At 52.1% G+C, this 24,241-nt stretch carries 20 protein-coding genes; 18 read left to right on the top strand and 2 right to left on the bottom strand.

Translation table 11 applies throughout. The annotated features are described in order from the left end of the window. The first annotated feature begins 12 nt into the window (after positions 1-12). A complete protein-coding gene (gene alkA / locus OGX96_RS07890; RefSeq protein WP_153752674.1) occupies positions 13-882 on the top strand; it encodes a DNA-3-methyladenine glycosylase 2 in 870 nt (289 codons plus the stop codon). Here alkA and OGX96_RS07885 read toward each other — a convergent pair. Then, positions 850-4,179: a diguanylate cyclase gene (locus OGX96_RS07885; protein WP_286582659.1), complete on the bottom strand. Its 3,330-nt coding sequence runs from the start codon at positions 4,177-4,179 to the stop codon at positions 850-852. The two genes, alkA and OGX96_RS07885, sit on opposite strands and share 33 nt — an antisense overlap. 315 nt (positions 4,180-4,494) lie before the next feature. Here OGX96_RS07885 and udk point away from each other — a divergent pair, with 315 nt between their 5' ends. The 3 genes from udk (at position 4,495) to asmA (ending at position 7,689) form a co-directional block, all read left to right on the top strand. Next, positions 4,495-5,136, top strand: a complete 642-nt coding sequence (udk, locus tag OGX96_RS07880) for a uridine kinase (RefSeq protein WP_003036776.1) — start codon at positions 4,495-4,497, stop codon at positions 5,134-5,136. A 91-nt stretch (positions 5,137-5,227) separates the two neighbouring features. Next, positions 5,228-5,809 carry a dCTP deaminase gene (dcd, locus tag OGX96_RS07875; RefSeq protein ID WP_003834269.1) on the top strand — a complete coding sequence of 194 codons (582 nt, stop codon included), beginning with the start codon at positions 5,228-5,230 and terminating at the stop codon, positions 5,807-5,809. 26 nt (positions 5,810-5,835) lie between these two features. Next, positions 5,836-7,689 carry an outer membrane assembly protein AsmA gene (gene asmA / locus OGX96_RS07870; RefSeq protein WP_198801569.1) on the top strand — a complete coding sequence of 618 codons (1,854 nt, stop codon included), beginning with the start codon at positions 5,836-5,838 and terminating at the stop codon, positions 7,687-7,689. A 44-nt stretch (positions 7,690-7,733) separates the two neighbouring features. On the opposite strand, the gene OGX96_RS07865 is transcribed toward asmA, so the two are convergent. Continuing rightward, on the bottom strand, positions 7,734-9,317 hold the full coding sequence (locus OGX96_RS07865) for a TerC family protein (protein ID WP_032943936.1): 1,584 nt from the start codon (positions 9,315-9,317) through the stop codon (positions 7,734-7,736). A 655-nt stretch (positions 9,318-9,972) separates the two neighbouring features. On the opposite strand from OGX96_RS07865, the gene OGX96_RS07860 reads away from it, so the two are divergent. The 14 genes from OGX96_RS07860 (at position 9,973) to cpsB (ending at position 24,109) form a co-directional block, all read left to right on the top strand. Further along, positions 9,973-11,112: a polysaccharide export protein gene (locus tag OGX96_RS07860; protein ID WP_003834266.1), complete on the top strand. Its 1,140-nt coding sequence runs from the start codon at positions 9,973-9,975 to the stop codon at positions 11,110-11,112. 5 nt (positions 11,113-11,117) lie between these two features. Beyond that, positions 11,118-11,567 (top strand): low molecular weight protein-tyrosine-phosphatase Wzb, encoded by a 450-nt coding sequence (gene wzb, locus OGX96_RS07855; protein ID WP_032949610.1) that lies wholly within the window; start codon positions 11,118-11,120, stop codon positions 11,565-11,567. Further along, on the top strand, positions 11,564-13,726 hold the full coding sequence (gene wzc / locus OGX96_RS07850; protein WP_198801570.1) for a tyrosine-protein kinase Wzc: 2,163 nt from the start codon (positions 11,564-11,566) through the stop codon (positions 13,724-13,726). The genes wzb and wzc overlap by 4 nt, the downstream gene beginning before the upstream one ends. Before the next feature lie 72 nt (positions 13,727-13,798). After that, on the top strand, positions 13,799-14,641 hold the full coding sequence (wcaA, locus tag OGX96_RS07845; protein WP_000206145.1) for a colanic acid biosynthesis glycosyltransferase WcaA: 843 nt from the start codon (positions 13,799-13,801) through the stop codon (positions 14,639-14,641). Positions 14,642-14,643: 2 nt separating this feature from the next. Further along, complete coding sequence (wcaB, locus tag OGX96_RS07840; RefSeq protein WP_032943932.1) at positions 14,644-15,132, top strand: colanic acid biosynthesis acetyltransferase WcaB; 489 nt, start codon at positions 14,644-14,646, stop codon at positions 15,130-15,132. Beyond that, positions 15,129-16,346 carry a colanic acid biosynthesis glycosyltransferase WcaC gene (wcaC, locus tag OGX96_RS07835; protein WP_198801571.1) on the top strand — a complete coding sequence of 406 codons (1,218 nt, stop codon included), beginning with the start codon at positions 15,129-15,131 and terminating at the stop codon, positions 16,344-16,346. The genes wcaB and wcaC overlap by 4 nt, the downstream gene beginning before the upstream one ends. Continuing rightward, a complete protein-coding gene (gene wcaD, locus OGX96_RS07830) occupies positions 16,321-17,538 on the top strand; it encodes a colanic acid polymerase WcaD (protein WP_286582655.1) in 1,218 nt (405 codons plus the stop codon). The genes wcaC and wcaD overlap by 26 nt, the downstream gene beginning before the upstream one ends. Before the next feature lie 5 nt (positions 17,539-17,543). Next, a complete protein-coding gene (gene wcaE, locus OGX96_RS07825) occupies positions 17,544-18,290 on the top strand; it encodes a colanic acid biosynthesis glycosyltransferase WcaE (RefSeq protein WP_198801573.1) in 747 nt (248 codons plus the stop codon). A gap of 9 nt (positions 18,291-18,299) precedes the next feature. Then, the gene (wcaF, locus tag OGX96_RS07820) at positions 18,300-18,854 is read left to right on the top strand and encodes a colanic acid biosynthesis acetyltransferase WcaF (RefSeq protein WP_001153539.1); all 555 of its coding nucleotides are present in this window, start codon (positions 18,300-18,302) and stop codon (positions 18,852-18,854) included. A 24-nt stretch (positions 18,855-18,878) separates the two neighbouring features. Further along, positions 18,879-20,000: a GDP-mannose 4,6-dehydratase gene (gene gmd / locus OGX96_RS07815; RefSeq protein WP_286582651.1), complete on the top strand. Its 1,122-nt coding sequence runs from the start codon at positions 18,879-18,881 to the stop codon at positions 19,998-20,000. A 2-nt stretch (positions 20,001-20,002) separates the two neighbouring features. Continuing rightward, complete coding sequence (fcl, locus tag OGX96_RS07810) at positions 20,003-20,968, top strand: GDP-L-fucose synthase (protein ID WP_198801575.1); 966 nt, start codon at positions 20,003-20,005, stop codon at positions 20,966-20,968. 2 nt (positions 20,969-20,970) lie between these two features. After that, a complete protein-coding gene (locus OGX96_RS07805) occupies positions 20,971-21,450 on the top strand; it encodes a GDP-mannose mannosyl hydrolase (RefSeq protein ID WP_198801576.1) in 480 nt (159 codons plus the stop codon). Then, positions 21,447-22,673 carry a colanic acid biosynthesis fucosyltransferase WcaI gene (gene wcaI, locus OGX96_RS07800; protein WP_198801577.1) on the top strand — a complete coding sequence of 409 codons (1,227 nt, stop codon included), beginning with the start codon at positions 21,447-21,449 and terminating at the stop codon, positions 22,671-22,673. Before OGX96_RS07805 ends, wcaI begins: the two co-directional genes overlap by 4 nt. Continuing rightward, entirely contained in the window at positions 22,673-24,109 is a 1,437-nt protein-coding gene (gene cpsB / locus OGX96_RS07795) for a mannose-1-phosphate guanyltransferase (protein WP_286582931.1), read from the top strand. Before wcaI ends, cpsB begins: the two co-directional genes overlap by 1 nt. The last annotated feature ends 132 nt before the right edge of the window (positions 24,110-24,241 follow it).

The following is a 24,241-nucleotide window of genomic DNA, read 5'->3' as shown; positions in this document are numbered from 1 at the left end:
AAGGAAAACTGAATGTTCACGCTGAGCTGGCAACCGCCTTATGACTGGCCCTGGATGCTGGGGTTTCTTGCCGCCCGTGCGGTTGAAGGTGTCGAAACCGTAGAGGAACTGAGCTATGTCAGAAGCCTGTGCGTAGGGGGGCATCGTGGTCTGGTGCGCGTTGTCCCGGATCTGCACGCCAACGTGCTACACGTGACGTTGAGCACAGGGTTACAGCCGGTAGCTTCCGAGTGCCTGGCAAAAATAACGCGCTTGTTCGATCTTGGCTGTTGCCCGCAGCAAATTATCGCCGCGCTGGGCAGCCTCGGTGCAGCGCGTCCGGGACTGCGTTTGCCGGGCAGTGTCGATGCTTTTGAACAAGGAGTACGAGCGATTTTAGGGCAGTTAGTCAGCGTGGCTATGGCGGCGAAACTGACGGCGAAAGTGGCGCATGCTTACGGGGAAGCGCTGGAGGATGCGCCCGAGTATGTGTGTTTTCCTACGCCGGAAGCGCTTGCCAATGCCGATCCGCTGCACCTGAAAGCGTTAGGTATGCCGCTCAAACGCGCCGAAGCGTTGATTCACCTGGCTCATGCAACCCTTGAAGGAACGATCGCGACAACAGCCCCTGCCGATATCGAACAAGGCGTTAAGCAGCTACAAACGTTTCCCGGGATAGGGCGCTGGACCGCCAACTATTTCGCGCTACGTGGTTGGCAGGCGAAAGATGTTTTTCTGCCGGATGACTATCTGATTAAGCAGCGTTTTCCCGGCATGACACCGGCCCAGATCCGACGGTATGCAGAGCGCTGGAAACCCTGGCGCTCCTATGCGCTGTTGCATATCTGGTATACGGATGGCTGGCAACCGTCAGTTGATGGCGAAATTACTGGTATTCAGTAACAGATCCAGCGGTTGGGCGTCGGCAATAATATCGCCATAAATCATATCAACACCGATGCCAGAAAGCGTATCCATGATAAGTGGCAACTGCACCGGCCCGGCGATAGTTTTTATGTCCAGACGCTGGGCATGACCCTGGATAATGGACACCCACATTTCGTCGATCAGGTTGCCGGGAGCGCTGGCACTTAGCTCGCTGTCGAGCAACAGGTAATCGACAATGCGATATTTCAGGTTGTCAAAGAGCTCTAAATCGCGACCAACCTGACTTAATACAATTCGACAGCCGTACTGGCGCAGCCGATGCAGGGCGGATACCGCCTGCGTTGGGTTGGTTTTGATGACGCTTGCCGGAACGGTCAGATGCAGCAATCGCGGCGGTAGTGGACTGCGTTGCAAGTGCTCCAGCAGCTCATCGATAAGTTCTGTGTTGAGCAGGCCGACGGCGGAAAGGGGTAGGGCAATACTGAGGCCCTTACTGGCTACTGCTTGGGCAGAGTTCTGGAAGAACTCGCTAAATACCCGACGGTCAAGCGCCTTGCTTAACGCGGGATCGACCAGCCCGGCGCGGAAGGCTTGCTCCTCAATGGCTTCCCCTTCAGCGGTGCCTAAGCGAAGCGAGAGAAGCCAGAAGCTAAACGTCTCCGGTATACGCGGGGAAGCCACACCTCTGGCGATCATCAGCATTGGGTTGTGCATAATGGTGTGTCTTTGTTCATCCAATGTCAGTTGACTACGCGCGGCATGGGCCTGGCTTTGCTGTGGTTCATAGACACAGACTCGCCCACGGCCGCTGTTTTTCGCCGCGTAGCAGGCGATATCGGCCTGAGACATCACATCGGTCGCGACATGGTTTTTCTCATCAATGAGCGTAATCCCTGCGCTGGCGCCAATACGGTGTAAGCGGCCTTCCCATATGAAGTGGTAATCATTAATGGCGCTGATGACGCGACCTGAAATAAAGCGGGCGCTTTCGATATTACAATCCGGTAGCAACAGACCAAACTCGTCGCCGCCCAGGCGTGCCAGCATATCGCTGGATCGCAACATGCTGAGCATAAGCGCTGAGAGTTCACGCAGCAGAGCATCGCCGGCGGCATGACCCGCGCTGTCGTTCACTGCTTTAAAACGATCCAAATCGATAAAAACCAACACATGGCGCTGGTGCGTGTCGTGTACCGAATGCAGCAATTGTTTTAGATGGTTTTCGAAGCTGACCCGGTTTGCCAACTGCGTCAGGTCATCATGCGAGGCGCTGTAGCTAAGCTGGCGGAGCATCTTCCGCGACTCGGTAACGTCCTGAATAACCAACACCGAGCCAATGCTGCCGCCGTCGAGGGTGCTGAGGGGCGTGATGCTGTACTGAATGTCATAACTGTTGCCGTTACGACAATGCAGGACCACTTCCTGTTCGATTGCCGTACGTGACATGTCAGCACTGTAGATATTTTCCATCAGCGGACCGTTCTCGCCAAAAGTAATATGTAGTACCGTCAATAGCGGAATGCCGATGGCACTGTCCTGCTGCCAGCCGCTCATTTTCTCAGCAACCGGATTCATAAAGGTCACGTTCATATCGACATCAATACAAATCACCGCTTCGCCGATTGAATCCAGCGTAATGTGAAGGCGCTCTTTTTCCTGAAACAGCGCTTCGTTAAGCTGCTTGACTTCGGTCATATCCATATTGATACCAAGTAAGCGTTCAACTTCACCGTCTTTATTCAGTACCCGGTTGGCCAACGAGCGGATATGGCGTATGCCATCTTTTACCGCGATACGAAACTCAAGCTTAAACGGAGCCCGTGCGGCCAGTGAATCACGAATCACATTTTCGGCATACTCACGATCTTCGGGTACCACACACTCATACCAGACTTGCCAACTGGGCTTGATATGCGCAGGAACTTCGTAGAGATCGAACATCCGTTTATCCCAGCTGATCACGTCAGGCTGGAGTTCCCATTCCCAAATCCCAATCCCCCCGGCTTCATTGGCGAGGGTAATGCGCTCCATCAACCGTTTGTTAATCCACTCGGTATGCTTCAGGTCGTTAATGTCCTCAACCTGCGCGATAAAATAGAGTGGGGTATTGTCGCTATGACGCACCAACGAAACGGCCAGCAACGCCCAGACGACGTCGCCCGAACGGGTGTAATAGCGTTTTTCCATGGAATAGCTATTAATCTCTCCGCGTGCCAGCATGTTCAACTGTTCAATGTCGTTGTTCAAATCTTCCGGCCAGGTTAATTGCTGGAAGGTCAGTGAACGTAACTCCTCCTGGCTATAGCCCAGAAACTGACACAAGGCTTTATTGGCCTGTAACCATTGCCCCTCGGTACCGACTAACGCCATGCCAATCGCGGAATATTCCATGGCGTTGCGAAAGCGTGACTCGCTTTCTGAAATGTGCTTGCGTTCGGCTCGAAACGCGTACATCACCATGGTCATCATATTAGCGGGCAACAGGATCATCAAAAACGGCAACCAGGGGATGTCCGTCATCATGTTCGGTTTCGGGGTGTAAAGTAGCGAAGGGTCGGCAGCCAGCATCAGCGAAACCATCATCACGGTGCTGAGGAATATTAAAAACGCCTCCATACGCGGCAGACGGACAGCGCTCCACATCAGCAGGACAATAACGCAGGTAAATGGCCATGGAATGTACATCATGGACAGCCAACTGAGCGTTAAGGTCACCAGCAGGGTAATCAGGGTCTCAAGCAATAATCGCGGGTCGCGATGGCGCAACAGGTAATGTGGTTTAAACAGTAAACCTAACGGCACCAACGCCAGTGCGCCAATGGATTCTGACAGTACCCAAATGAGAAAGGTATTTAACGACGTGTCCTTCGGCAGCAACAACCACATCAAAATGCCGCCCAACAGTGGCGGAACAACCGCGCTACCAAATGCCAGGCGCGCCCAGTCATTCAAATTTTGTAAGGGATTGTACCAGGGCAGCAGTTTACGCAATAACATTGCGCCAACAACAGCCTCAATAATGTTAATGACCGTATAGGAGAAATTAAGCGACTGTCCGGGGAAAAAAAGTAAAGAGGCGCCGATGCTACCGAATGAGCAAGCCAGCGCGATCCCTGGCCACATCTTTCCCGCGTGACGGTAAAAAGCCACCATCATGATAGAGGTTGGAAACCACAGAGGGGCAAGCTGTGCGCCGTAACGTGATAGTTCCAGCGAAAACAACGTAAAGATGAAAGCCACCAGACCTAAACTGGCCAGGCGCAGTAGAGGATGGGGTAAGGTAACTAAAACATGTTGGGATTGTTTACTCATTACCACTCTACCCAAATAGCCGTTGTCGCCCAGCAGAGATGCCGGACGCATCACATTTAATCTGGGATTATGCTAGTACAAACAATTTACAATTTATACGCCAGCTGCTCATAAATTAACACTCCCAAGCTATTAATTCCTAAGGCAGGTGAATAAATATAGCGGCTGTTCTAAATCTGACCATTTTAATTTGCGACAGGGACAGCATTGGTGCAGCCTGGGGTGGCATCGCGCCGCTGAAATCCCTATAATTGCCGCGTTTGGCGTTTCGGCGCCGCCCTTCCTTACATCCAGGTTAATCAGGTCGCTAAATTTATGACTGATCAGTCCCATCAGTGCGTCATTATCGGCATTGCCGGCGCATCGGCTTCCGGCAAGAGCCTTATTGCCAGTACTCTTTATCGCGAATTGCGTGAACAAGTCGGTGACGAACATATTGGCGTTATTCCCGAAGACAGCTATTACAAAGATCAAAGCCATCTGTCGATGGAAGAACGCGTAAAAACCAACTACGACCATCCGAACGCGATGGACCACAGCCTGCTGTTTCAACATCTGCAAACGCTGAAGCGCGGCTCTGCCATTGAGCTGCCGGTTTATAGCTATGTTGAGCACACGCGTACGCAAGACACTATTCATATCGAACCGAAGAAAGTCATTATCCTGGAAGGCATTTTGCTGCTGACGGATGCGCGTTTGCGCGATGAGATGAACTTTTCTATTTTTGTTGATACGCCGCTGGATATTTGTCTGATGCGCCGTATCAAGCGGGATGTGAATGAGCGTGGTCGTTCAATGGATTCGGTGATGGCGCAATACCAGAAAACCGTCCGTCCAATGTTCCTGCAATTTATTGAGCCTTCAAAGCAATACGCCGACATCATTGTGCCGCGCGGGGGTAAAAACCGCATCGCCATCGATATTCTGAAGGCTAAAATCAGTCAGTTCTTTGAATAAGTTCAGCGAATTGTGTACCGTTCAGTGATAACCTGGTTCACCCTTAACGCACCTGGCATTAAGGGTTTGAAGCACGAAAGGAGAAAGTGCCATGCGTTTATGTGACCGAGATATTGAAGCCTGGTTGGATGAAGGTCGCCTGTCGATCACTCCACGCCCTCCTGTCGAGCGAATCAATGGCGCCACGGTAGATGTGCGTCTTGGCAACAAATTCCGTACGTTCCGCGGTCATACGGCGGCGTATATCGATTTGAGCGGACCGAAAGATGAAGTCAGCGCCGCGCTGGATCGCGTGATGAGTGATGAAATCGTCCTCAAGGACGGCGAGGCATTCTTCTTGCATCCGGGTGAGCTTGCGCTGGCAGTAACATTCGAATCCGTGACGTTGCCTTCCGATCTCGTCGGTTGGTTAGATGGCCGTTCATCTCTGGCGCGTCTGGGACTGATGGTACACGTCACCGCACACCGTATCGATCCGGGCTGGTCTGGCTGTATCGTACTGGAGTTTTACAACTCCGGAAAATTACCGCTGGCTCTGCGTCCGGGCATGCCGATTGGCGCGCTAAGTTTCGAACCGCTTTCCGGTCCGGCAGCGCGACCATACAACCGTCGTCAGGATGCGAAGTATCGCGACCAGCAGGGCGCCGTTGCCAGCCGGATCGATAAAGACTGAGTGTTTTTCAGTCCATTGGGGATAGCATGAGACGATTTCTGACGACGCTGATGATTCTTCTGGTCGTGCTGGTGGCTGGCTTTTCTGCGTTAGTACTGTTGGTGAATCCGAATGATTTCCGCGCGTATATGGTCAAGCAGGTTGCCGCACGTAGCGGATATCAGCTGCAGTTGGATGGCCCCCTGCGTTGGCACGTATGGCCGCAACTGAGTATTCTCTCAGGGCGAGTGGTGTTAACAGCTGAAGGCGCCAGCGAGCCTCTGGTTCGTGCCGACAATATGCGTCTTGACGTTGCGTTATGGCCGCTGTTGAGCCACCAGCTCAGCGTGAAGCAGGTGATGCTCAAAGGCGCAGTGATTCAACTGACCCCGCAAACTGAGGCGGTGCGCGGTAAAGATGCGCCCGTTGCCCCAAAAGACAATATGTTGCCCGATCTGGCGGAAGACAAAGGGTGGTCGTTTGATATCGCCCGTTTGCGCGTTGCCGACAGTGTTCTGGTATTCCAGCATGAAGACGACGAACAAGTTACCGTTCGTGATATTCGTCTGGAGATGGAACAAGATAGCCAGCACCGCGGCACGTTTGATTTTTCCGGGCGTGTGAACCGCGATCAGCGCGATCTCGCGTTATCCTTTAACGGCACGGTCGATGCCTCCGATTATCCGCACAACTTATCTGCGAATATCGAGCAGTTAAGCTGGCAATTGCAGGGGGCCGATCTGCCGCCCCAGGGGATCAACGGTCAGGGACATCTTCAGGCGCAATGGCTGGAAGAGAAAAAACAGCTTTCGTTTAGCCAGATAAATTTGACCGCCAATGACTCTTCGTTCTCCGGGCAAGCACATGTGGCCTTGTTGGAAAAACCGGAATGGGCCGTCGACTTAAAATTTGGTCAGCTCAATCTGGATAACCTGCTCGTACAACATGACGCAGTGGCGACAGCAAAAGGTGACGTTCAGCAAGGTCAGAGTCAGTCAACGCTGGCGCGCCCCGTCATTGCTTCCCAGGTTGATGCCGTTTCGTATCAGGGACTTAAGGGTTTTTCGGCAGACATCGCTTTGCAGGCTGACAAAGTGCTGTGGCGGAAAATGGCGTTTGAGAATGTTTCGGCAAAAATAGACAACCAGTTCGGCTTACTGAACATTGCGCAGTTGCAGGGAAAAAGTGATGGCGGGCTGATCTCACTGCCCGGCACGCTGGATGCCAGAAAGGGAGAACCGCGAGCGGTCTTTCATCCGCGCCTGGAAGGTGTGGAAATTGGCACTATTTTGAAGGCCTTTGATTACCCCATCGCACTCACCGGCAAGCTGTCGCTGGCGGGAGATTTTTCCGGCTCAGATATTGATGCCCAGGCGTTTCGCCATAGCTGGCAAGGGCAGGCCCATGTCGAAATGAACGATACCCGAATGGAAGGGATGAACTTCCAGCAGATGATTCAACAGGCTGTAGAACGCAGCGGTGGGGATGTTAAATCTCAGCAAAACCTCGATAACGTGACCCGGTTGGATCATTTTGTAACCGATATGACGCTGGATAACGGAGAGGTGACGCTGGATAACATGGCAGGCGAGTCCGCGATGTTGGCGCTAACCGGCAAAGGAACGTTAGATCTGGTGAAGCAGAATTGCGACACGCTGTTTAACATTCGCGTGCTGGGCGGTTGGGATGGCGAAAGTAAGTTGATTAGTTTCCTGAAGGCCACCCCGGTTCCTCTCAGGGTCTATGGCCAGTGGCAATCACTGAACTACAGTCTGCAAGTTGATCAGCTTTTGCGTAAACATCTGCAGGATGAAGCAAAACGTCGTCTGAATGACTGGGCAGATCGCAATAAAGATTCCCGCAACGGCAAAGATGTTAAAAAGTTGCTGGATAAGCTCTGATTCATATTGCCGGATGGTGGCTAATGCCCCATCCGGCTCGTGACTTACACCTCGTAATCCATCTCTTCTTCACTGTGTAGCGGTATCAGCTGGACCTTTTGCACGCGATGATTTTCCACCTGCAGGGTTTTTAGCCGATAGTCGCCAACCTGGACTTCCTCCCCGGTTTTCGGGATGCGCTGCAAATACTCCATTAACAGTCCGGCAATGGTGTGATACTCACGCTTATCGTCTAACGGGATAGGCACGTACTGCACCAGGTCTTCCAGTGGCATATGTCCGTTAGCGGTCCACGAACCATCGGCGTTTTTCTGAATATCATGACGGGCGTCGATTTCCTCTACCTCGTTTGGCAGATTGCCGGCGATGGTTTCCATCACATCACTCAGCGTCACAATCCCTTCGACGGAACCAAATTCATCGGCTACAAACGCGAAATGCGTCCGGGCATTACGGAACTGCTCAAGCGCCGGAAGCAGCGGCAAGGTCTCCGGGAAAACCAGCGGCTGGCGAATCAAGACGCGCAGGTCGAGCGGTTCGCCGCGCAGAGACTGTTGCAGTAAATCGATGACATGCACCACGCCCAACAGTTCCTCCTGCTCGTCTTCGCCAGTGACCACCAGACGCGTATGCTGGTTTTTTTCCAGTAAGGCGCGGATTTCTGCTTCGGGCGCATTGAGGTCGATATGTTCAATATCATGGCGCGAGGTCATGATACTGCTGACGGTACGCTGATTGAAGTTCAGCACACGTTCAATCATCCGCCGCTCCTGTGGCGCAAAAATCTGACCTTCATGATGATCCGCCAGCATCGCTGCGGTTTCGGCATCCAGTTCGGCATCTTCTTTTTGCCCGCTCAGCAGCCGCATTACCGCCTCGGCGGTGCGCTGGCGCAGAGTATGGTTGGCTGAGAGGAAGCGACGACGGTTAAAGATAGCCAACTGGTTCAATGCTTCGATCATGACCGAGAAGCCGATGGCCGCGTACAGGTAACCTTTCGGGATATGGAAACCAAACCCTTCGGCCACCAGACTGAAACCAATCATCAGCAGGAAGCTCAGACACAGAATAACAATAGTTGGATGGCTGTTAACAAAGCGCGTCAGCGACTTGCTGGCCAGCAACATCAGGCTGATGGCAATAATGACTGCCGCCATCATCACCGCCAGGTGATCGACCATGCCAACAGCGGTAATGACGGAATCCAGAGAGAAGATGGCGTCAAGCACCACGATCTGCGCGACCACACCCCAGAACTTAGCGCCTTTACGCTGGGTGGGGTTATCGCTGTCTTTCCCTTCCAGCCGTTCGTTGAGCTCCATAGTGGCTTTAAACAGCAGGAAGAAACCCCCGAACAGCATGATCAGATCGCGGGCGCTGAAGCTGAGATCGCGAATGCTGAACAGCGGCGTGGTCAGCGTTACCAGCCAGGATATTGATGCCAGCAGCAGCAGGCGCATAACCATCGCCAGCAGTAGCCCGGTAATACGCGCCTTATCCCGCTGGGCAGGAGGTAGTTTCTCCGCGAGGATGGCAATAAAAACAAGATTATCAATGCCAAGAACAAGTTCGATCACGATTAACGTGACCAGTCCGGCCCAGATTGACGGATCGGCAATCCATTCCATAGTAAATGCTATACCCATAGTTGTATGACAATTGTCACAATTCGATCATGGGTAAAACTGGCGAAAAATGCAATGGCGAGAAGGGATTTCTCTGTCGGTTATATCAGAACTGATGCAGGATAATAGCCTTAATGTAACTACAGGAAATGATTTTATTAATCTAGATATATTTAGGAAATATCGCAGGTGAAGTATTTCTATATCAACATTGTCAATATCAATAAAATCTTAAAAATATATAAATCCGACGCTTAATATTAATCTTAAAAGCCAGGTATCGGCGGTTTGTTATCTTGCCTGATATTCGCATAGCTGCAACAATTCTTGCGGTAATAATCAAAAGATAAATATTTCCTCATCAATCAGTGGCGCCATTCCCGATGCGTTAACGCTGTAAATGTGATGAAAATAAAGGAGAGGATAAAAATTTAAATTAATCAGTGCATTGGTAGCTAGTGAAGCCAGGGGCGGTAGCGTGTCTGGTCGCCTGAAACAAGCCTAAATTATTCTGTCAAGAGACCGCAGATGAATTCATTTTTTTTAGGACTGATGCCAGTTAAATTCCATTTCAATTAACGGCAAGGTAAATACGTACAGGCGAAGTCGCTATTTAGATTGCATGTGATAAATACTCTGCCAAAGTGATAAATAATCAATGATGAAATCCAAACTTAAATTGATGCCAGTATTGGTATCGGTGATCTTGATAAACGGTTGTACCGTGCTTCCGGGCAGCAATATGTCTACGATGGGCAAAGATGTGATTAAACAGCAGGACGCTGATTTTGATATCGATCGCATGGTGAATGTTTATCCACTCACGCCACGGCTGGTCGAACAATTACGTCCTCGACCAAATGTTGCACAGCCTAATATGTCGCTGGACCAGGAGATTTCCGGATATCAGTACCGGGTAGGCCCGGGGGATGTCCTGAATGTGACCGTCTGGGACCATCCTGAACTCACCACGCCAGCCGGGCAGTACCGTAGCTCAAGCGATACCGGCAACTGGGTGCAGCCTGATGGCACCATGTTTTACCCCTACATCGGCAAAGTCAGCGTGGTGGGAAAAACGTTGGCAGAGATTCGTAGTGATATTACCGGGCGCTTAGCGAAGTACATTGCTGACCCGCAGGTGGACGTTAATATCGCCGCTTTCCGCTCGCAGAAGGCCTATGTCTCCGGGCAGGTGAACAAATCCGGCCAGCAGGCCATCACCAACGTGCCGCTTACCGTTCTCGATGCCATTAACGCCGCTGGCGGTCTCACTGAGGCAGCAGACTGGCGCAACGTTGTGCTGACTCATAAAGGGCAGGAGCAACGTATTTCACTGCAAGCGCTGATGCAAAATGGCGACCTGAGCCAGAACCGCCTGCTTTATCCTGGCGACATTCTGTTTGTTCCGCGTAATGACGATCTGAAAGTCTTCGTGATGGGTGAAGTGAAAAAACAGAGCACCCTCAAAATGGACTTCAGCGGAATGACGCTCACCGAAGCGCTGGGCAATGCCGAAGGTATCGACCTGACCACCTCCAATGCCAGCGGCATTTTCGTTATTCGACCATTGAAAGGCGAGGGCGGGAACAACGGCAAGATCGCCAATATCTATCAGCTTGATATGTCCGATGCGACGTCGCTGGTGATGGCAACATCATTCCGACTCCAGCCATACGATGTGGTGTACGTCACTACCGCGCCGGTTGCTCGCTGGAACCGTTTGATCAATCAGTTGCTGCCGACTATTAGCGGTGTTCGCTATATGACGGACACGGCCAGCGACCTTCACAACTGGTAATCATCATGTTTAACAAAATCTTAGTTGTCTGTGTGGGGAACATTTGTCGTTCCCCGACGGCAGAGCGTTTATTAAGGCAATTTCATCCGGCGTTAACGGTTTCTTCAGCCGGTCTTGGGGCGCTGGTGGGGAAAGGCGCGGATCCGTGTGCTATTAGCGTGGCGCAGGCGCACAACCTGTCACTGGACAATCATTGTGCCCGGCAGATCTCGGGACGCATGTGCCGGGAGTATGACCTGATCCTGACCATGGAGAAGCGCCATATCTCTGCCCTGTGTGAAATGGTACCGGAGATGCGTGGCAAAGTGATGCTTTTTGGGCACTGGGACAGCGAGCGCGAAATTCCCGATCCGTATCGTAAAAGCCGTGATGCGTTTGACGCGGTGTACGCATTACTTGAACGGTCTGCCCGCCAATGGGCTCAGGCACTGAACGCAGAGCAGGGAAAACAATGACAGAAAAAGTTAAACAGTCTGCTGCGCCGGTAACCGGCAATGATGAAATCGATATTGGTCGTCTGGTTGCAACGGTGGTGGAGGCCCGCTGGTGGGTATTAGGCATTACCACGGCTTTTGCATTGTGTGCCGCGGTCTACACACTGTTCGCCACACCCATCTACAGTGCGGACGCGCTGGTGCAAATTGAGCAAAATACCGGAAATTCACTGGTGCAGGATATTGGCTCGGCGTTGTCGAACAAACCTCCGGCCTCGGAAGCGGAAATTCAGCTCATCCAGTCGCGTCTGGTATTAGGGAAAACGGTAGACGATCTTAACCTCGATATCGCCGTTACCAAAGATACATTCCCTATTTTTGGCGCGGGCTGGGACCGGCTGATGGGCCGCCAGAACGAAACGGTTAATGTGACCACCTTCACGTTGCCAAAGGCAATGAATGAACAGATCTTCACGCTCAATGTGCTGAATGACAAAAGCTATCAACTGGTGAGTGACGGGGGTTTTAGCGCCCGGGGGCAAGTCGGCAAGTTGTTGGAACATGATGGCGTGACGATGCTGGTTGAGGCGATTCATGCCAGCCCGGAGAGCCAATTTACCGTCAGCAAATTCTCCACGCTGGGCATGATAAACACCCTGCAAAATAACCTGATGGTGACGGAAACGGGCAAAGACACCGGCGTATTGAGCCTGACGTTTACCGGCGAAGACCGCGAGCAAATCCGCCAGATCCTCGACAGTATTACCCGCAACTATCTGCAACAAAACGTGGAACGTAAATCTGAAGAGGCCGCCAAAAGTCTGGCGTTTCTGGCAAAGCAACTGCCTGAGGTGCGTAATCGGTTGGACGTTGCTGAAAACAAGCTGAACGCCTTTCGTCAGGATAAAGACTCCGTGGATTTGCCGCTGGAAGCCAAAGCGGTGCTGGATTCGATGGTGAATATCGATGCGCAGTTGAATGAACTGACCTTCAAAGAAGCGGAGATTTCCAAGCTGTTCACCAAAGCGCATCCGGCGTACCGCACGCTGCTGGAAAAACGCCAGGCGCTGGAAGATGAGAAAAGTAAGCTGAACGGGCGCGTAACGGCGATGCCGAAAACGCAGCAGGAAATTGTTCGTCTGACGCGTGATGTGGAGTCCGGTCAGCAGGTCTATATGCAGTTGCTGAACAAGCAACAGGAACTGAAGATTACCGAGGCCAGTACGGTTGGCGATGTGCGTATTGTCGATCCCGCGATTGCCCAGCCTGGCGTGCTGAAGCCGAAAACGGCGCTGATTATTCTCGGCAGTATCATTCTTGGTTTGATGCTTTCTGTGGTGGGCGTACTGCTGCGTTCTCTGTTTAATCGCGGTATTGAAAGCCCCCAGGCGCTGGAAGAGCATGGTATCAGCGTGTATGCCAGTATTCCGCTATCTGAATGGCAAAAAGCGCGTGATAACGTTCAGACCATTAAAGGTGTGAAACGCTACAAGCAAAGCCAGCTGTTGGCCGTGGGGAATCCAACGGATCTCGCCATAGAAGCGGTCCGCAGCCTGCGTACCAGTCTGCACTTTGCCATGATGCAGGCGCGTAACAACGTATTGATGCTGACCGGCGTCAGCCCGTCGATTGGTAAAACGTTTGTCTGCGCCAACCTGGCGGCAGTCATCAGCCAGACCAACAAACGCGTGCTGTTGATCGACTGCGATATGCGCAAAGGCTATACCCACGAACTGCTGGGGACCAATAACGTCAACGGCCTGTCTGAGATCCTCATCGGCAAGGGGGATATCTCATCCAGCGCCAAACCGACATCGATTCCGCATTTTGATCTGATCCCTCGCGGTCAAGTCCCTCCCAATCCTTCCGAGCTGTTGATGAGCGAGCGTTTCGGCGAACTGATTGCCTGGGCCAGCTCGCACTATGACCTGGTGCTGATTGACACCCCACCAATTCTGGCGGTGACCGACGCGGCGATTGTTGGCCGTCATGTCGGCACCACTCTGATGGTGGCGCGTTATGCGGTCAACACGCTGAAAGAGGTGGAAACCAGCCTGAGTCGCTTCGAGCAAAATGGCATCCAGGTGAAAGGGGTGATTCTCAACTCGATCTTCCGCCGTGCCAGCGGGTATCAGGATTACGGCTACTACGAATACGAATATACGTCGGATGCGAAATAAATCACCAACCCTGCCGGATGCGGCGAAAACGCCTTATCCGGCCTACAAAAGCGTATCTATCCGGAAACGAAAATGACGACAGAAAACCCGCTAATTTCAATTTATATGCCAACCTGGAACCGCCAGCAGCTGGCCATTCGGGCGATTAAATCGGTATTGCGCCAGGACTACCCTCACTGGGAGATGATCATTGTGGATGATTGCTCTTCCTCATATGAGCAGTTGCAGCAGTTTGTTGAGGAACTCAACGATCCGCGCGTGTCGTATACGCATAATTCCACCAACTCCGGGGCCTGCGCGGTGCGTAACCAGGCCATTATGCAGGCCAACGGGCAATACATTACGGGGATTGATGATGATGATGAATGGACGCCGAACCGCCTGAGCGTGTTCCTGCAGTATCGGCATCAACTGGTCACACGGGCGTTTCTGTATGCCAATGACTATGTCTGTGAGGGCGAAGTGTATTCGCAGCCGACCAGTCTGCCGCTCTATCCGAAGTCCGTTTATTCACGCCGCAGGTTTTATAAGCGCAACATCATCGGTAATCAGGTATTTACCTGGGCATGGCGGTTTAAAGCATGCCTGTTCGATACCACGCTGAAAGCGGCGCAGGATTACGACATCTTCCTGCGCATGGTGGTGGCGTATGGCAAACCGTGGAAGGTCAAAGAGGCGACGCAGATCCTGCATGTGAATCACGGCGAGATGCGTATTACCTCATCGCCGAATAAATTCTCCGGCTACTTTCAGTTTTACCGCAAGCACAAAGGCAAATTTGACCGGGCCAGCAAGAAATATCAGCTGTTTACCCTCTATCAGATCCGCAACAAACGGATGAACTGGCGCACGCTGCTGACGCTGCTTTCTGTTCGCAACAGTAAGCGTCTGGCCGACGGACTGCGAGGACGCTAATTATGCTGGAAGATTTACGCGCGAACGGCTGGAGTCTGCGCCCCTGCTGCATGGTGGCGGCCTATCGGATTGCCCATTTTTGCTCCGTCTGGCGTAAAAAAAATATCATAAACAACCTGTGGGCTGCCCCGGTGCTGGTGATGTACCGCCTTATCACCGAATGCCTGTTTGGCTATGAAATTCAGGCTGCTGCATCAATTGGTCGTCGTTTCACCATCCATCATGGCTATGGGGTGGTTATCAATAAACACGTGGTGGCGGGGGATGATTTTACCCTACGCCACGGCGTGACCATCGGCAATCTTGGTGCCAACGACCCATCCTGTCCGGTCATCGGTAACGGCGTTGAGTTGGGGGCCAATGTCACTCTGCTCGGCGACGTTGCTATTGGCGATAACGTGACGATTGGCGCCGGGAGTGTTGTGGTGGATAGCGTCCCGGACAATACGCTGGTCGTGGGCGAGAAGGCACGGGTGAAGGTAATAAAATGAAGATATTACAGTTTAATGTGCGACTCACAGAAGGTGGGGCGGCAGGTGTGGCGTTAGATTTGCATCTTCGCGCGCTGGAAAAAGGGCTGTCGTCACGGTTTGTCTATGGCTATGGCAAAGGCGGTAAAGAAAGCGCCAGTCATGCGAAATATCCACAGGTTATCAAATATACGCCGCGCCTGACGTCGGCGGCTAACATTGCGCTGTTTCGTTTTGCAAATCGCGACATGTTCGGCAATCTCGACAAGCTATATCGCACGGTTACCCGCACCTGCGGCCCGCTGGTACTGCATTTTCATGTGTTGCACAGCTACTGGTTGAACCTGGAAGAGGTGGTGACCTTTTGCCAAAAAGTGAAGGCGCATAAACCGGATATCACCTTCGTCTGGACCCTGCACGATCACTGGAGCGTGACCGGGCGCTGTGCCTTTACCGATGGCTGCGAAGGCTGGAGAACGGGCTGTCAGAAATGCCCAACGCTCAGCAACTATCCGCCGGTAAAAGTCGATAAAGCCCATCAGCAGTTGCCCGGTAAGCGGCAGATGTTCCGTGCCATGCTGGCGCTGGGCTGCCAGTTTATCTCGCCCAGTCAACATGTGGCCGACGCATTCAACAGCCTGTATGGCGTGGGACGCTGCCGCGTTATCAATAATGGCATTGATGTGGCAACCGAAGCCATTCTTGCCGAACTACCCGCGATGCCTGCGGAGAGCGGTCGGCCGAAAATTGCCGTGGTGGCTCATGACCTGCGCTATGACGGCAAAACCAGTCAACAACTGGTGCGAGCGATTAGCGCGCTTGGGGACAAAATTGAGCTGCATACCTTCGGCAAATTTTCGCCATTTGCGGGAGATAACGTCATCAACCACGGTTTTGAGAGCGATAAGCGTACGTTGATGAGTGCGCTTAACCAGATGGATGGACTGGTGTTCAGCTCCCGTGTCGATAACTACCCGCTGATTTTGTGTGAAGCGCTTTCCATCGGCGTACCGGTAATTGCCACGCACAGCGATGCCGCGCAGGAAGTGCTGGCCAAATCAGGCGGCAAAACGTTCAGCGAAGCGGACGTATTGCAGCTGGTGCAGCTGAAAAAATCAGACATTGCGCAGGCGGTATTTGACACGTCCCTTACCGCATTCAGTCAGCGCAGTCGGGTGGCATACAGTGGGCAACAGATGCTGGAGGAATATGTCTCGTTCTATCAGAATCTGTAGCTATCTGGTGCTACCGCTGCTTTATCTGCTGGTTAACGTCAAACTCGCCCAGTTGGGCGAGAGCTTCCCGATAACTATCGTCACCTTCTTACCCGCTCTGCTGTTGCTGTTTGTCGAGCGAATCAATATCAAAAAATTAATGATCGCGCTGGGGGTAGGGGGCGGGCTGACGGCGTTTAACTACCTGTTCGGTCAATCACTGGATGCCAGTAAGTACGTAACGTCAGCGATGCTGTTTGTTTATACCGTGGTGATCATTGGCATGGTGTGGAGTATTCGCTTCAAAACCATTTCACCGCATAACTACATTAAGATTTTGCGTTTTTTCTGGCTGGTGGTGGGACTGGTGGTGGGGTTAGCTGCGGTTGAAATGGCACAGATAATTCTCAGCGGCGGCAGCAGTTTAATGGAAGTTATTTCGAAATATCTTATTTACAGTAACAGCTATGTTCTGAACTTTATTAAGTTTGGTGGGAAACGTACCACTGCGCTCTATTTCGAACCGGCATTCTTCGCTCTGGCGTTAATCTCAATTTGGCTCAGCATCAAACAGTTTGGTATCAAAACACCTAAGTCCGATGCTATGATTCTGGCAGGGATAATATTATCAGGATCGTTTTCAAGGGTAATGACGTTTATTTTGTTTTATCTCCTGGAGTGGGCGTTCCAGTACCTGAATAAGGATGCGATAAAAAAGAAGCTACCCCTGGCGATAATCTCATTAAGCGTGTTTTTAGTTGGGGTGATATTTGCTTTTCCGTACATCACAACGCGGCTTGGTGATTTAGGAACTGAAGGTTCGTCATCGTATTATCGTATCGTAGGGCCATTAGTGATGGTCGGTTATTCGTTACTGAACGTTGATGGCGTAGTGAGATTTGGCTCACTTTATGAATACGTCGCGTCATTCGGAATATTTAACGGTGCAGATGTCGGTAAAACAATAGACAATGGTTTGTATCTGCTGATTATTTATTTTTCATGGTTCGCGGTGATATTAGCCCTGTGGTACATGGGGAAGGTCATGAAAATGATGATCAATGCGTTTGGCGATAATCAGAATTATCGGGTGCAGCTTTATCTTTTTACACCGTTGTCACTGTTTTTTACAGGTTCAGTATTTAGTCCGGAATACGCATTTTTAATTGTGTGTCCGTTTATATTGCGCAAGGCGCTGAATATCGCGAGGTAACTCACATGCTGCTCAGTATCATTACCGTCGCCTTTCGCAATCTGGAAGGGATCGTCAAAACTCACGCATCGCTGGCACATCTGGCGCAAGCGGGTGATATCAGTTTTGAGTGGATTGTTGTTGATGGCGGCTCCTCGGATGGTACGTCGGCGTTTCTTGAAGGGCTCAGTGGGGAACACCGGTTACGGTTTGTCAGCGAGCCGGATAACGGCATCTATGATGCGATGAACAAAGGCATCGCGATGGCGCGCGGGCGGTTCGCGCTGTTCCTCAACTCCGGGGATATTTTGCATGCGGACGCGGCACATTTTATCCGCCAGCTAAAAATGCAGAGCGACCAAACCATGGTCATTGGCGATGCGTTGCTGGATTTCGGCAATGGCAACAAAATTAAGCGCCGGGCAAAACCGAGTTGGTATATTTATCACAGCCTGCCCGCCAGTCATCAGGCGATATTCTTTCCGCTCTCAGGACTGAATGTCTGGCATTATGATTTGCAATATAAAATATCGTCTGATTACGCGTTGGCAGCCCAATTATACAAGTCCGGTTACGCTTTTAAAAAGTTGAGCGGATTGGTATCGGAGTTTTCTATGGGCGGAGTGTCAACGACGAATAATCTGGAATTGTGTCGGGATGCCAAAAAAGTACAGCGCCAGATATTACACATGCCAGGTTTTTGGACCGGTTTGTCAGAATATTTACGTCTGCGCACAACCGCTAAAACAAAAAACTTATATGGGAAAGCGTAAGGGCATATTATGCAGGACTTAAGCGGATTTAAAGTGCCTGGAGGTTTTCGCGGCGGTGGTGCTATTAAAGTGCAATTATGGTGGGCGGTGCAAGCAACATTATTTCGCTGGTCACCGCAGGTCATGTATCGCTGGCGTGCATTTTTATTACGAATGTTTGGTGCAAAAATAGGAAAAAACGTAGTCATTCGGCCTTCAGTAAAAATTACTTATCCGTGGAAATTAACCCTGGGAGATTATGCCTGGGTGGGTGACGACGCGGTTTTATATACGTTAGGTGATATTACGATTGGCGCCCATGCGGTTATTTCGCAAAAAAGTTATTTATGCACCGGGAGTCATGATTATGCCAGTCAACATTTTGATATTAACGCCACGCCGATTGTGGTTGGCGCTAAATGCTGGTTGGCGACAGATGTCTTTGTCGCGCCTGGCGTGACGATTGGTGATGGCACCGTCGTTGGAGCACGAAGCAGCGTATTTAAATCGCTGCCAGCAAATGTTGTTTGTCGGGGAAATCCCGCAGTAGTCACGCGCGAACGCGTCGAGAAAGTTACTCCCTGAGGGGATCATTGAAGAGGTTATAACATGTCAAAAGTCGCTCTCATTACTGGCGTAACCGGGCAGGATGGTTCTTACCTGGCAGAACTCCTGCTGGAAAAAGGGTACGAAGTACACGGTATTAAGCGTCGCGCTTCATCATTCAACACCGAACGTGTGGACCACATCTACCAGGATCCGCATTCAGGCAATCCCAAATTTCATCTGCACTATGGCGATTTGACCGACTCCTCCAACCTGACCCGTATTTTACAGGAAGTCCAACCGGATGAAGTCTATAACCTGGGCGCCATGAGCCACGTTGCGGTGTCGTTTGATTCACCGGAATACACCGCAGACGTTGATGCGATCGGCACCTTGCGTTTGCTGGAGGCGATCCGCTTCCTTGGTCTGGAAAAAAAGACCCGTTTTTATCAGGCGTCCACCTCTGAGTTGTACGGTCTGGTACAGGAAATCCCGCAGAAAGAGAGCACGCCGTTCTATCCGCGTTCACCGTATGCTGTTGCCAAGCTGTACGCCTACTGGATCACCGTCAACTACCGCGAGTCTTACGGGATGTATGCCTGTAACGGCATTCTGTTCAACCACGAATCTCCGCGCCGCGGCGAAACCTTTGTCACTCGCAAAATTACCCGGGCGATCGCCAACATCGCTCAGGGGCTGGAGTCTTGCCTGTACCTGGGCAACATGGATTCACTGCGCGACTGGGGGCATGCCAAAGATTACGTCAGGATGCAGTGGATGATGCTGCAGCAGGATCAGCCGGAAGATTTCGTCATTGCCACCGGCGTGCAGTATTCCGTGCGCCAGTTCGTGGAAATGGCGGCCGCTCAGTTGGGGATTAAATTGCGCTTTGAAGGTGAGGGCGTGAATGAAAAAGGCATTGTGGTTTCTGTGACCGGACACGATGCGCCGGGTGTGAAACCTGGGGATGTGATAATCGCCGTCGATCCGCGCTATTTCCGTCCGGCTGAGGTGGAAACGCTGCTGGGCGATCCGGCCAAAGCACATGAAAAACTGGGCTGGAAACCGGAAATCACGCTGCGCCAGATGATCTCGGAAATGGTTGCCAACGATCTTGATGCGGCGAAGAAACATTCCCTGCTCAAGTCGCACGGTTATAACGTCGCTATTGCACTGGAGCATTGAAAATGACGAAAAAACGTATTTTTGTGGCGGGTCATCGCGGGATGGTGGGGGCCGCCATCGTCAGACAACTGGCGGAGCGTGACGATGTTGAACTGGTGCTGCGTACCCGAGATGAGCTTAACCTGCTGGACGCCAGTGCGGTGCAGGCGTTCTTTGCCGCTGAACGTATTGACCAGGTTTATCTGGCGGCGGCAAAAGTAGGGGGTATTGTGGCAAATAATACTTATCCTGCTGATTTTATTTATGAAAATATGATGATTGAGAGCAACATTATTCATGCGGCGCATCTGCATAACGTGAATAAACTGTTGTTCCTGGGGTCCTCTTGTATTTATCCGCAGTTGGCTGCGCAGCCTATGGCGGAGAATGAATTGCTGCAGGGCCAACTGGAGCCGACTAACGAACCTTATGCGATAGCCAAAATTGCCGGTATCAAGCTATGTGAATCGTGTAATCGCCAGTTTGACCGTGATTACCGCTCGGTGATGCCGACCAATCTTTACGGACCGCATGACAACTTTCATCCGAGCAATTCGCATGTGATCCCGGCGCTGCTGCGCCGCTTTCATGAAGCTCGCGAGCAAAATACGCCGGATGTGGTGGTGTGGGGAAGCGGGACGCCAATGCGTGAATTTCTGCATGTCGACGATATGGCGGCGGCCTGCATTCATGTGATGGAACTGGATCGCGAAGTCTGGCAGGAATATACCCAGCCGATGCTGTCGCATATCAACGTGGGCACCGGTGTGGACTGCACCATCCGTGAACTGGCCCAAACCCTCGCGCAGGTAGTGGGTTACAAGGGGCGCGTGGTGTTCGACGCCAGCAAACCGGATGGGACGCCGCGCAAATTGCTCGACGTTACGCGTTTGCATCAATTGGGATGGTATCACGAGATATCTCTGGAAGCGGGGCTTGCCAGCACATATCAGTGGTTCCTTGAGCATCAGCATCAGTATCGGAGGTAAGCATGTTTTTACGTCATGAGGATTTTGCCTCTGTTGTGCGTTTTACTCCTTTGATCGCTATTGATTTGATTGTAGAGAATACGAGAGGTGAGTTTCTACTTGGGCAGCGTACAAACCGCCCGGCAAGGGGGTATTGGTTTGTACCTGGCGGGAGGGTGCAAAAAGATGAGTCGTTGGAAATAGCCTTTGCGCGCCTGACTCAGACAGAGTTAGGTTTACGATTGCCTCTAGATAAGGGAGAGTTCTACGGGGTCTGGCAACACTTCTATGACGACAACTTTTCCGGGGAAGATTTCTCAACGCATTACATTGTATTGGGATTTCGTCTGCGGGTGTCGGAAAACGACCTGCAACTGCCTGACGTTCAACATGACGCTTACCGCTGGCTGGCGGCTACACAGATTTTGGCCAGTGATCGTGTGCACAACAACAGCCGGGCTTACTTTCTCGAAGAAAGTCAGACCGGAGTTCCGGGGATATGAGGATCCTTGTGTATGGCATCAACTATTCGCCGGAGTTGACCGGTATCGGTAAATACACCGGTGAAATGGTGGAGTGGATGGCGCAACAGGGGCATGACGTACGGGTGATCACTGCGCCGCCTTATTATCCGCAGTGGAAGGTCAACGGTCGCTATTCATCCTGGCGCTATCGTCGTGAAGAGGGCGATGCCATCGTCTGGCGTTGTCCGCTGTATGTGCCTGAGCAGCCTTCTACGCTCAAGCGCTTGCTGCATCTAGGCAGTTTTGCCCTGAGCAGTTTCTTCCCGCTGCTGGCGCAGCGCCGCTGGAAGCCGGATCGCATCATTGGGGTAGTGCCAACGCTGTTTTGTACGCCGGGCATGCGCCTGCTGGCGAAGCTGTCCGGGGCGCGCACGCTGCTGCATATTCAGGATTACGAAGTCGATGCCATGCTGGGGCTTGGCATGGCAGGCAAAGGCAAGCGTGGCGCGGTGGCAAAACTGGCCAGCGCCTTTGAGCGCAGTGGGCTGTTGAATATGGATCATATTTCGACCATTTCTCGCTCAATGATGAATAAAGCGCAGGAGAAGGGCGTTGATGCACAGAAGGTCATTTTCTTTCCGAACTGGTCAGAAGTAGCACGTTTTCGTGACGTGAACGATGCCGATGCTCTGGCGTTGCGCCAGCAACTGGGCTTACCTGATGATAAAAAAATCATTCTCTACTCAGGCAATATCGGTGAAAAGCAAGGGCTGGAGAGTGTGATCGACGCAGCGGCCCTGTTGAGCGAACAGCCCTGGCTGTTTGTGATTGTCGGGCAGGGCGGGGGTAAAGCGCGGCTGGAGAGTATGTCTGGCGAACGCTGCTTGAACAATGTGATCTTCTTTCCGCTGCAATCTTATGACGCGCTGCCTGCGCTGCTCAAGATGGCGGACTGCCATCTGGTGGTACAAAAGCGCGGTGCGGCGGATGCCGTATTGCCCTCCAAACTGACCAATATCCTCGCCGTTGGTGGAAACGCGGTGATTACCGCCGAACCTGAGACCGAGTTGGGTCAGCTGTGTGATGCTCACCCAGGCATCGCGGTGTGTGTCGAGCCTGAATCAGTGAATGCGCTGGTTGGCGGGATTCAACAGGCGCTAACCATGCCAAAAGTGAACAAGGTGGCACGTGAGTATGCCGAACGCACGTTGGATAAAGAAAACGTGCTGAGCCAATTTATTGCAGATATTCGGGGTACATGATGAGTCAAAACAAACTCTTTCCGGTGGTGATGGCCGGTGGCTCGGGTAGCCGTTTATGGCCTCTGTCCCGCGTACTATATCCAAAGCAGTTTCTGTGCCTGAAAGGCGATCTCACCATGTTGCAGACAACGATCTGTCGTCTGAACGGCGTGGAGTGTGAAAGCCCGGTGGTTATCTGTAATGAACAACACCGTTTCATCGTGGCGGAACAGCTACGACAACTGCACAAGCTGACTGAGAATATTATTCTCGAACCAGCCGGGCGCAATACAGCACCGGCAATAGCGCTGGCCGCGCTGGCGGCAAAACGTCAAAGTCCGGTGGAAGATCCGCTGCTGTTGGTATTGGCGGCCGATCACATGATTGCCGATGAAGAGGCATTTCGCGAGGCGGTTCGCAATGCAATGCCCTATGCCAGCGCGGGTAAGCTGGTGACGTTTGGTATCGTGCCGGACCAGCCGGAGACCGGCTACGGCTATATCCGTCGCGGCGAGGTTTCGCCGACCAATACCGACGCCGTGGCTTTTGAGGTGGCGCAGTTTGTTGAAAAGCCCAATCTGGAAACTGCGCAGGCTTACGTGGCGAGCGGCGACTACTACTGGAACAGCGGCATGTTTCTGTTCCGGGCCGGGCGCTATCTGGAAGAACTGAAAAAATATCGCCCCGACATTCTTGAGGCCTGCGAAAACGCCATGAGCACGGTTGACCCCGATCTCGATTTTATCCGCGTTGATGAACAGGCGTTTCTCGCCTGTCCGGAAGAGTCTGTGGACTATGCGGTAATGGAACGTACGGCCGATGCGGTGGTGATGCCCATGAACGCAGGCTGGAGCGATGTTGGCTCCTGGTCATCGCTGTGGGAAATCAGTGCCCATACTGCTGAAGGCAATGTGCATCATGGTGACGTCATTAGCCATAAAACGGAAAACAGCTACGTGTATGCCGAATCTGGCCTGGTGACGACCGTCGGGGTGAAGGATCTGGTGGTGGTGCAGACCAAAGATGCGGTGCTGATCGCCGATCGCAACGCGGTGCAGGACGTCAAAAAAGTGGTGGAGCAAATTAAAGCTGACGGACGTCATGAGCACCATATTCACCGTGAAGTTTACCGTCCATGGGGCAAGTACGACTCTATTGATGCCGGAGACCGTTACCAGGTGAAGCGGATTACCGTTAAACCCGGTGAGGGATTGTCCGTGCAGATGCATCATCACCGGGCTGAACATTGGGTTGTGGTGGCTGGGACCGCGAAGGTGACAATCAATGACGACATCAAACTGCTCGCTGAAAACGAGTCTGTCTATATTCCGCTGGGGGCGACCCATTGTCTGGAGAACCCGGGGAAAATCCCGCTCGATCTGATTGAAGTGCGTTCCGGATCTTATCTCGATGAGGATGATGTGGTGCGGTTTGCGGACAGATACGGGCGTACCTGATGCCGGATGCGCTGCGCTTATCCAGCCTACAACACCGTAGGCCCGATAAGCGAAGCGCGCCGGGAAATGCATTTAACACTCATTAAAAGGCTCATTTAGAGTCAGGGCCTCCTGTTGCCTGAAGAAGGGTAA

This window comes from Citrobacter sp. Cpo100 (genome assembly GCF_030332595.1).
GTDB lineage: Bacteria > Pseudomonadota > Gammaproteobacteria > Enterobacterales > Enterobacteriaceae > Citrobacter > Citrobacter portucalensis.
The sequence above is the reverse complement of the archived record's forward strand: the minus strand, read 5'-3'. Positions and strand labels throughout refer to the sequence as shown.

Coding starts and splice junctions, on each gene's coding strand:
- OGX96_RS07865 (WP_032943936.1), bottom strand. CDS start 9,317: ATGGAATGGATTGCCGATCCGTCAATCTGGGCCGGACTGGTCACGTTA.
- wzb (WP_032949610.1), top strand. CDS start 11,118: ATGTTTAACAAAATCTTAGTTGTCTGTGTGGGGAACATTTGTCGTTCC.
- wzc (WP_198801570.1), top strand. CDS start 11,564: ATGACAGAAAAAGTTAAACAGTCTGCTGCGCCGGTAACCGGCAATGAT.
- cpsB (WP_286582931.1), top strand. CDS start 22,673: ATGAGTCAAAACAAACTCTTTCCGGTGGTGATGGCCGGTGGCTCGGGT.
- gmd (WP_286582651.1), top strand. CDS start 18,879: ATGTCAAAAGTCGCTCTCATTACTGGCGTAACCGGGCAGGATGGTTCT.
- OGX96_RS07885 (WP_286582659.1), bottom strand. CDS start 4,179: ATGAGTAAACAATCCCAACATGTTTTAGTTACCTTACCCCATCCTCTA.
- wcaD (WP_286582655.1), top strand. CDS start 16,321: ATGTCTCGTTCTATCAGAATCTGTAGCTATCTGGTGCTACCGCTGCTT.
- wcaA (WP_000206145.1), top strand. CDS start 13,799: ATGACGACAGAAAACCCGCTAATTTCAATTTATATGCCAACCTGGAAC.
- wcaB (WP_032943932.1), top strand. CDS start 14,644: ATGCTGGAAGATTTACGCGCGAACGGCTGGAGTCTGCGCCCCTGCTGC.
- wcaE (WP_198801573.1), top strand. CDS start 17,544: ATGCTGCTCAGTATCATTACCGTCGCCTTTCGCAATCTGGAAGGGATC.
- asmA (WP_198801569.1), top strand. CDS start 5,836: ATGAGACGATTTCTGACGACGCTGATGATTCTTCTGGTCGTGCTGGTG.
- alkA (WP_153752674.1), top strand. CDS start 13: ATGTTCACGCTGAGCTGGCAACCGCCTTATGACTGGCCCTGGATGCTG.
- OGX96_RS07805 (WP_198801576.1), top strand. CDS start 20,971: ATGTTTTTACGTCATGAGGATTTTGCCTCTGTTGTGCGTTTTACTCCT.
- udk (WP_003036776.1), top strand. CDS start 4,495: ATGACTGATCAGTCCCATCAGTGCGTCATTATCGGCATTGCCGGCGCA.
- fcl (WP_198801575.1), top strand. CDS start 20,003: ATGACGAAAAAACGTATTTTTGTGGCGGGTCATCGCGGGATGGTGGGG.
- wcaI (WP_198801577.1), top strand. CDS start 21,447: ATGAGGATCCTTGTGTATGGCATCAACTATTCGCCGGAGTTGACCGGT.
- OGX96_RS07860 (WP_003834266.1), top strand. CDS start 9,973: ATGATGAAATCCAAACTTAAATTGATGCCAGTATTGGTATCGGTGATC.
- dcd (WP_003834269.1), top strand. CDS start 5,228: ATGCGTTTATGTGACCGAGATATTGAAGCCTGGTTGGATGAAGGTCGC.
- wcaF (WP_001153539.1), top strand. CDS start 18,300: ATGCAGGACTTAAGCGGATTTAAAGTGCCTGGAGGTTTTCGCGGCGGT.
- wcaC (WP_198801571.1), top strand. CDS start 15,129: ATGAAGATATTACAGTTTAATGTGCGACTCACAGAAGGTGGGGCGGCA.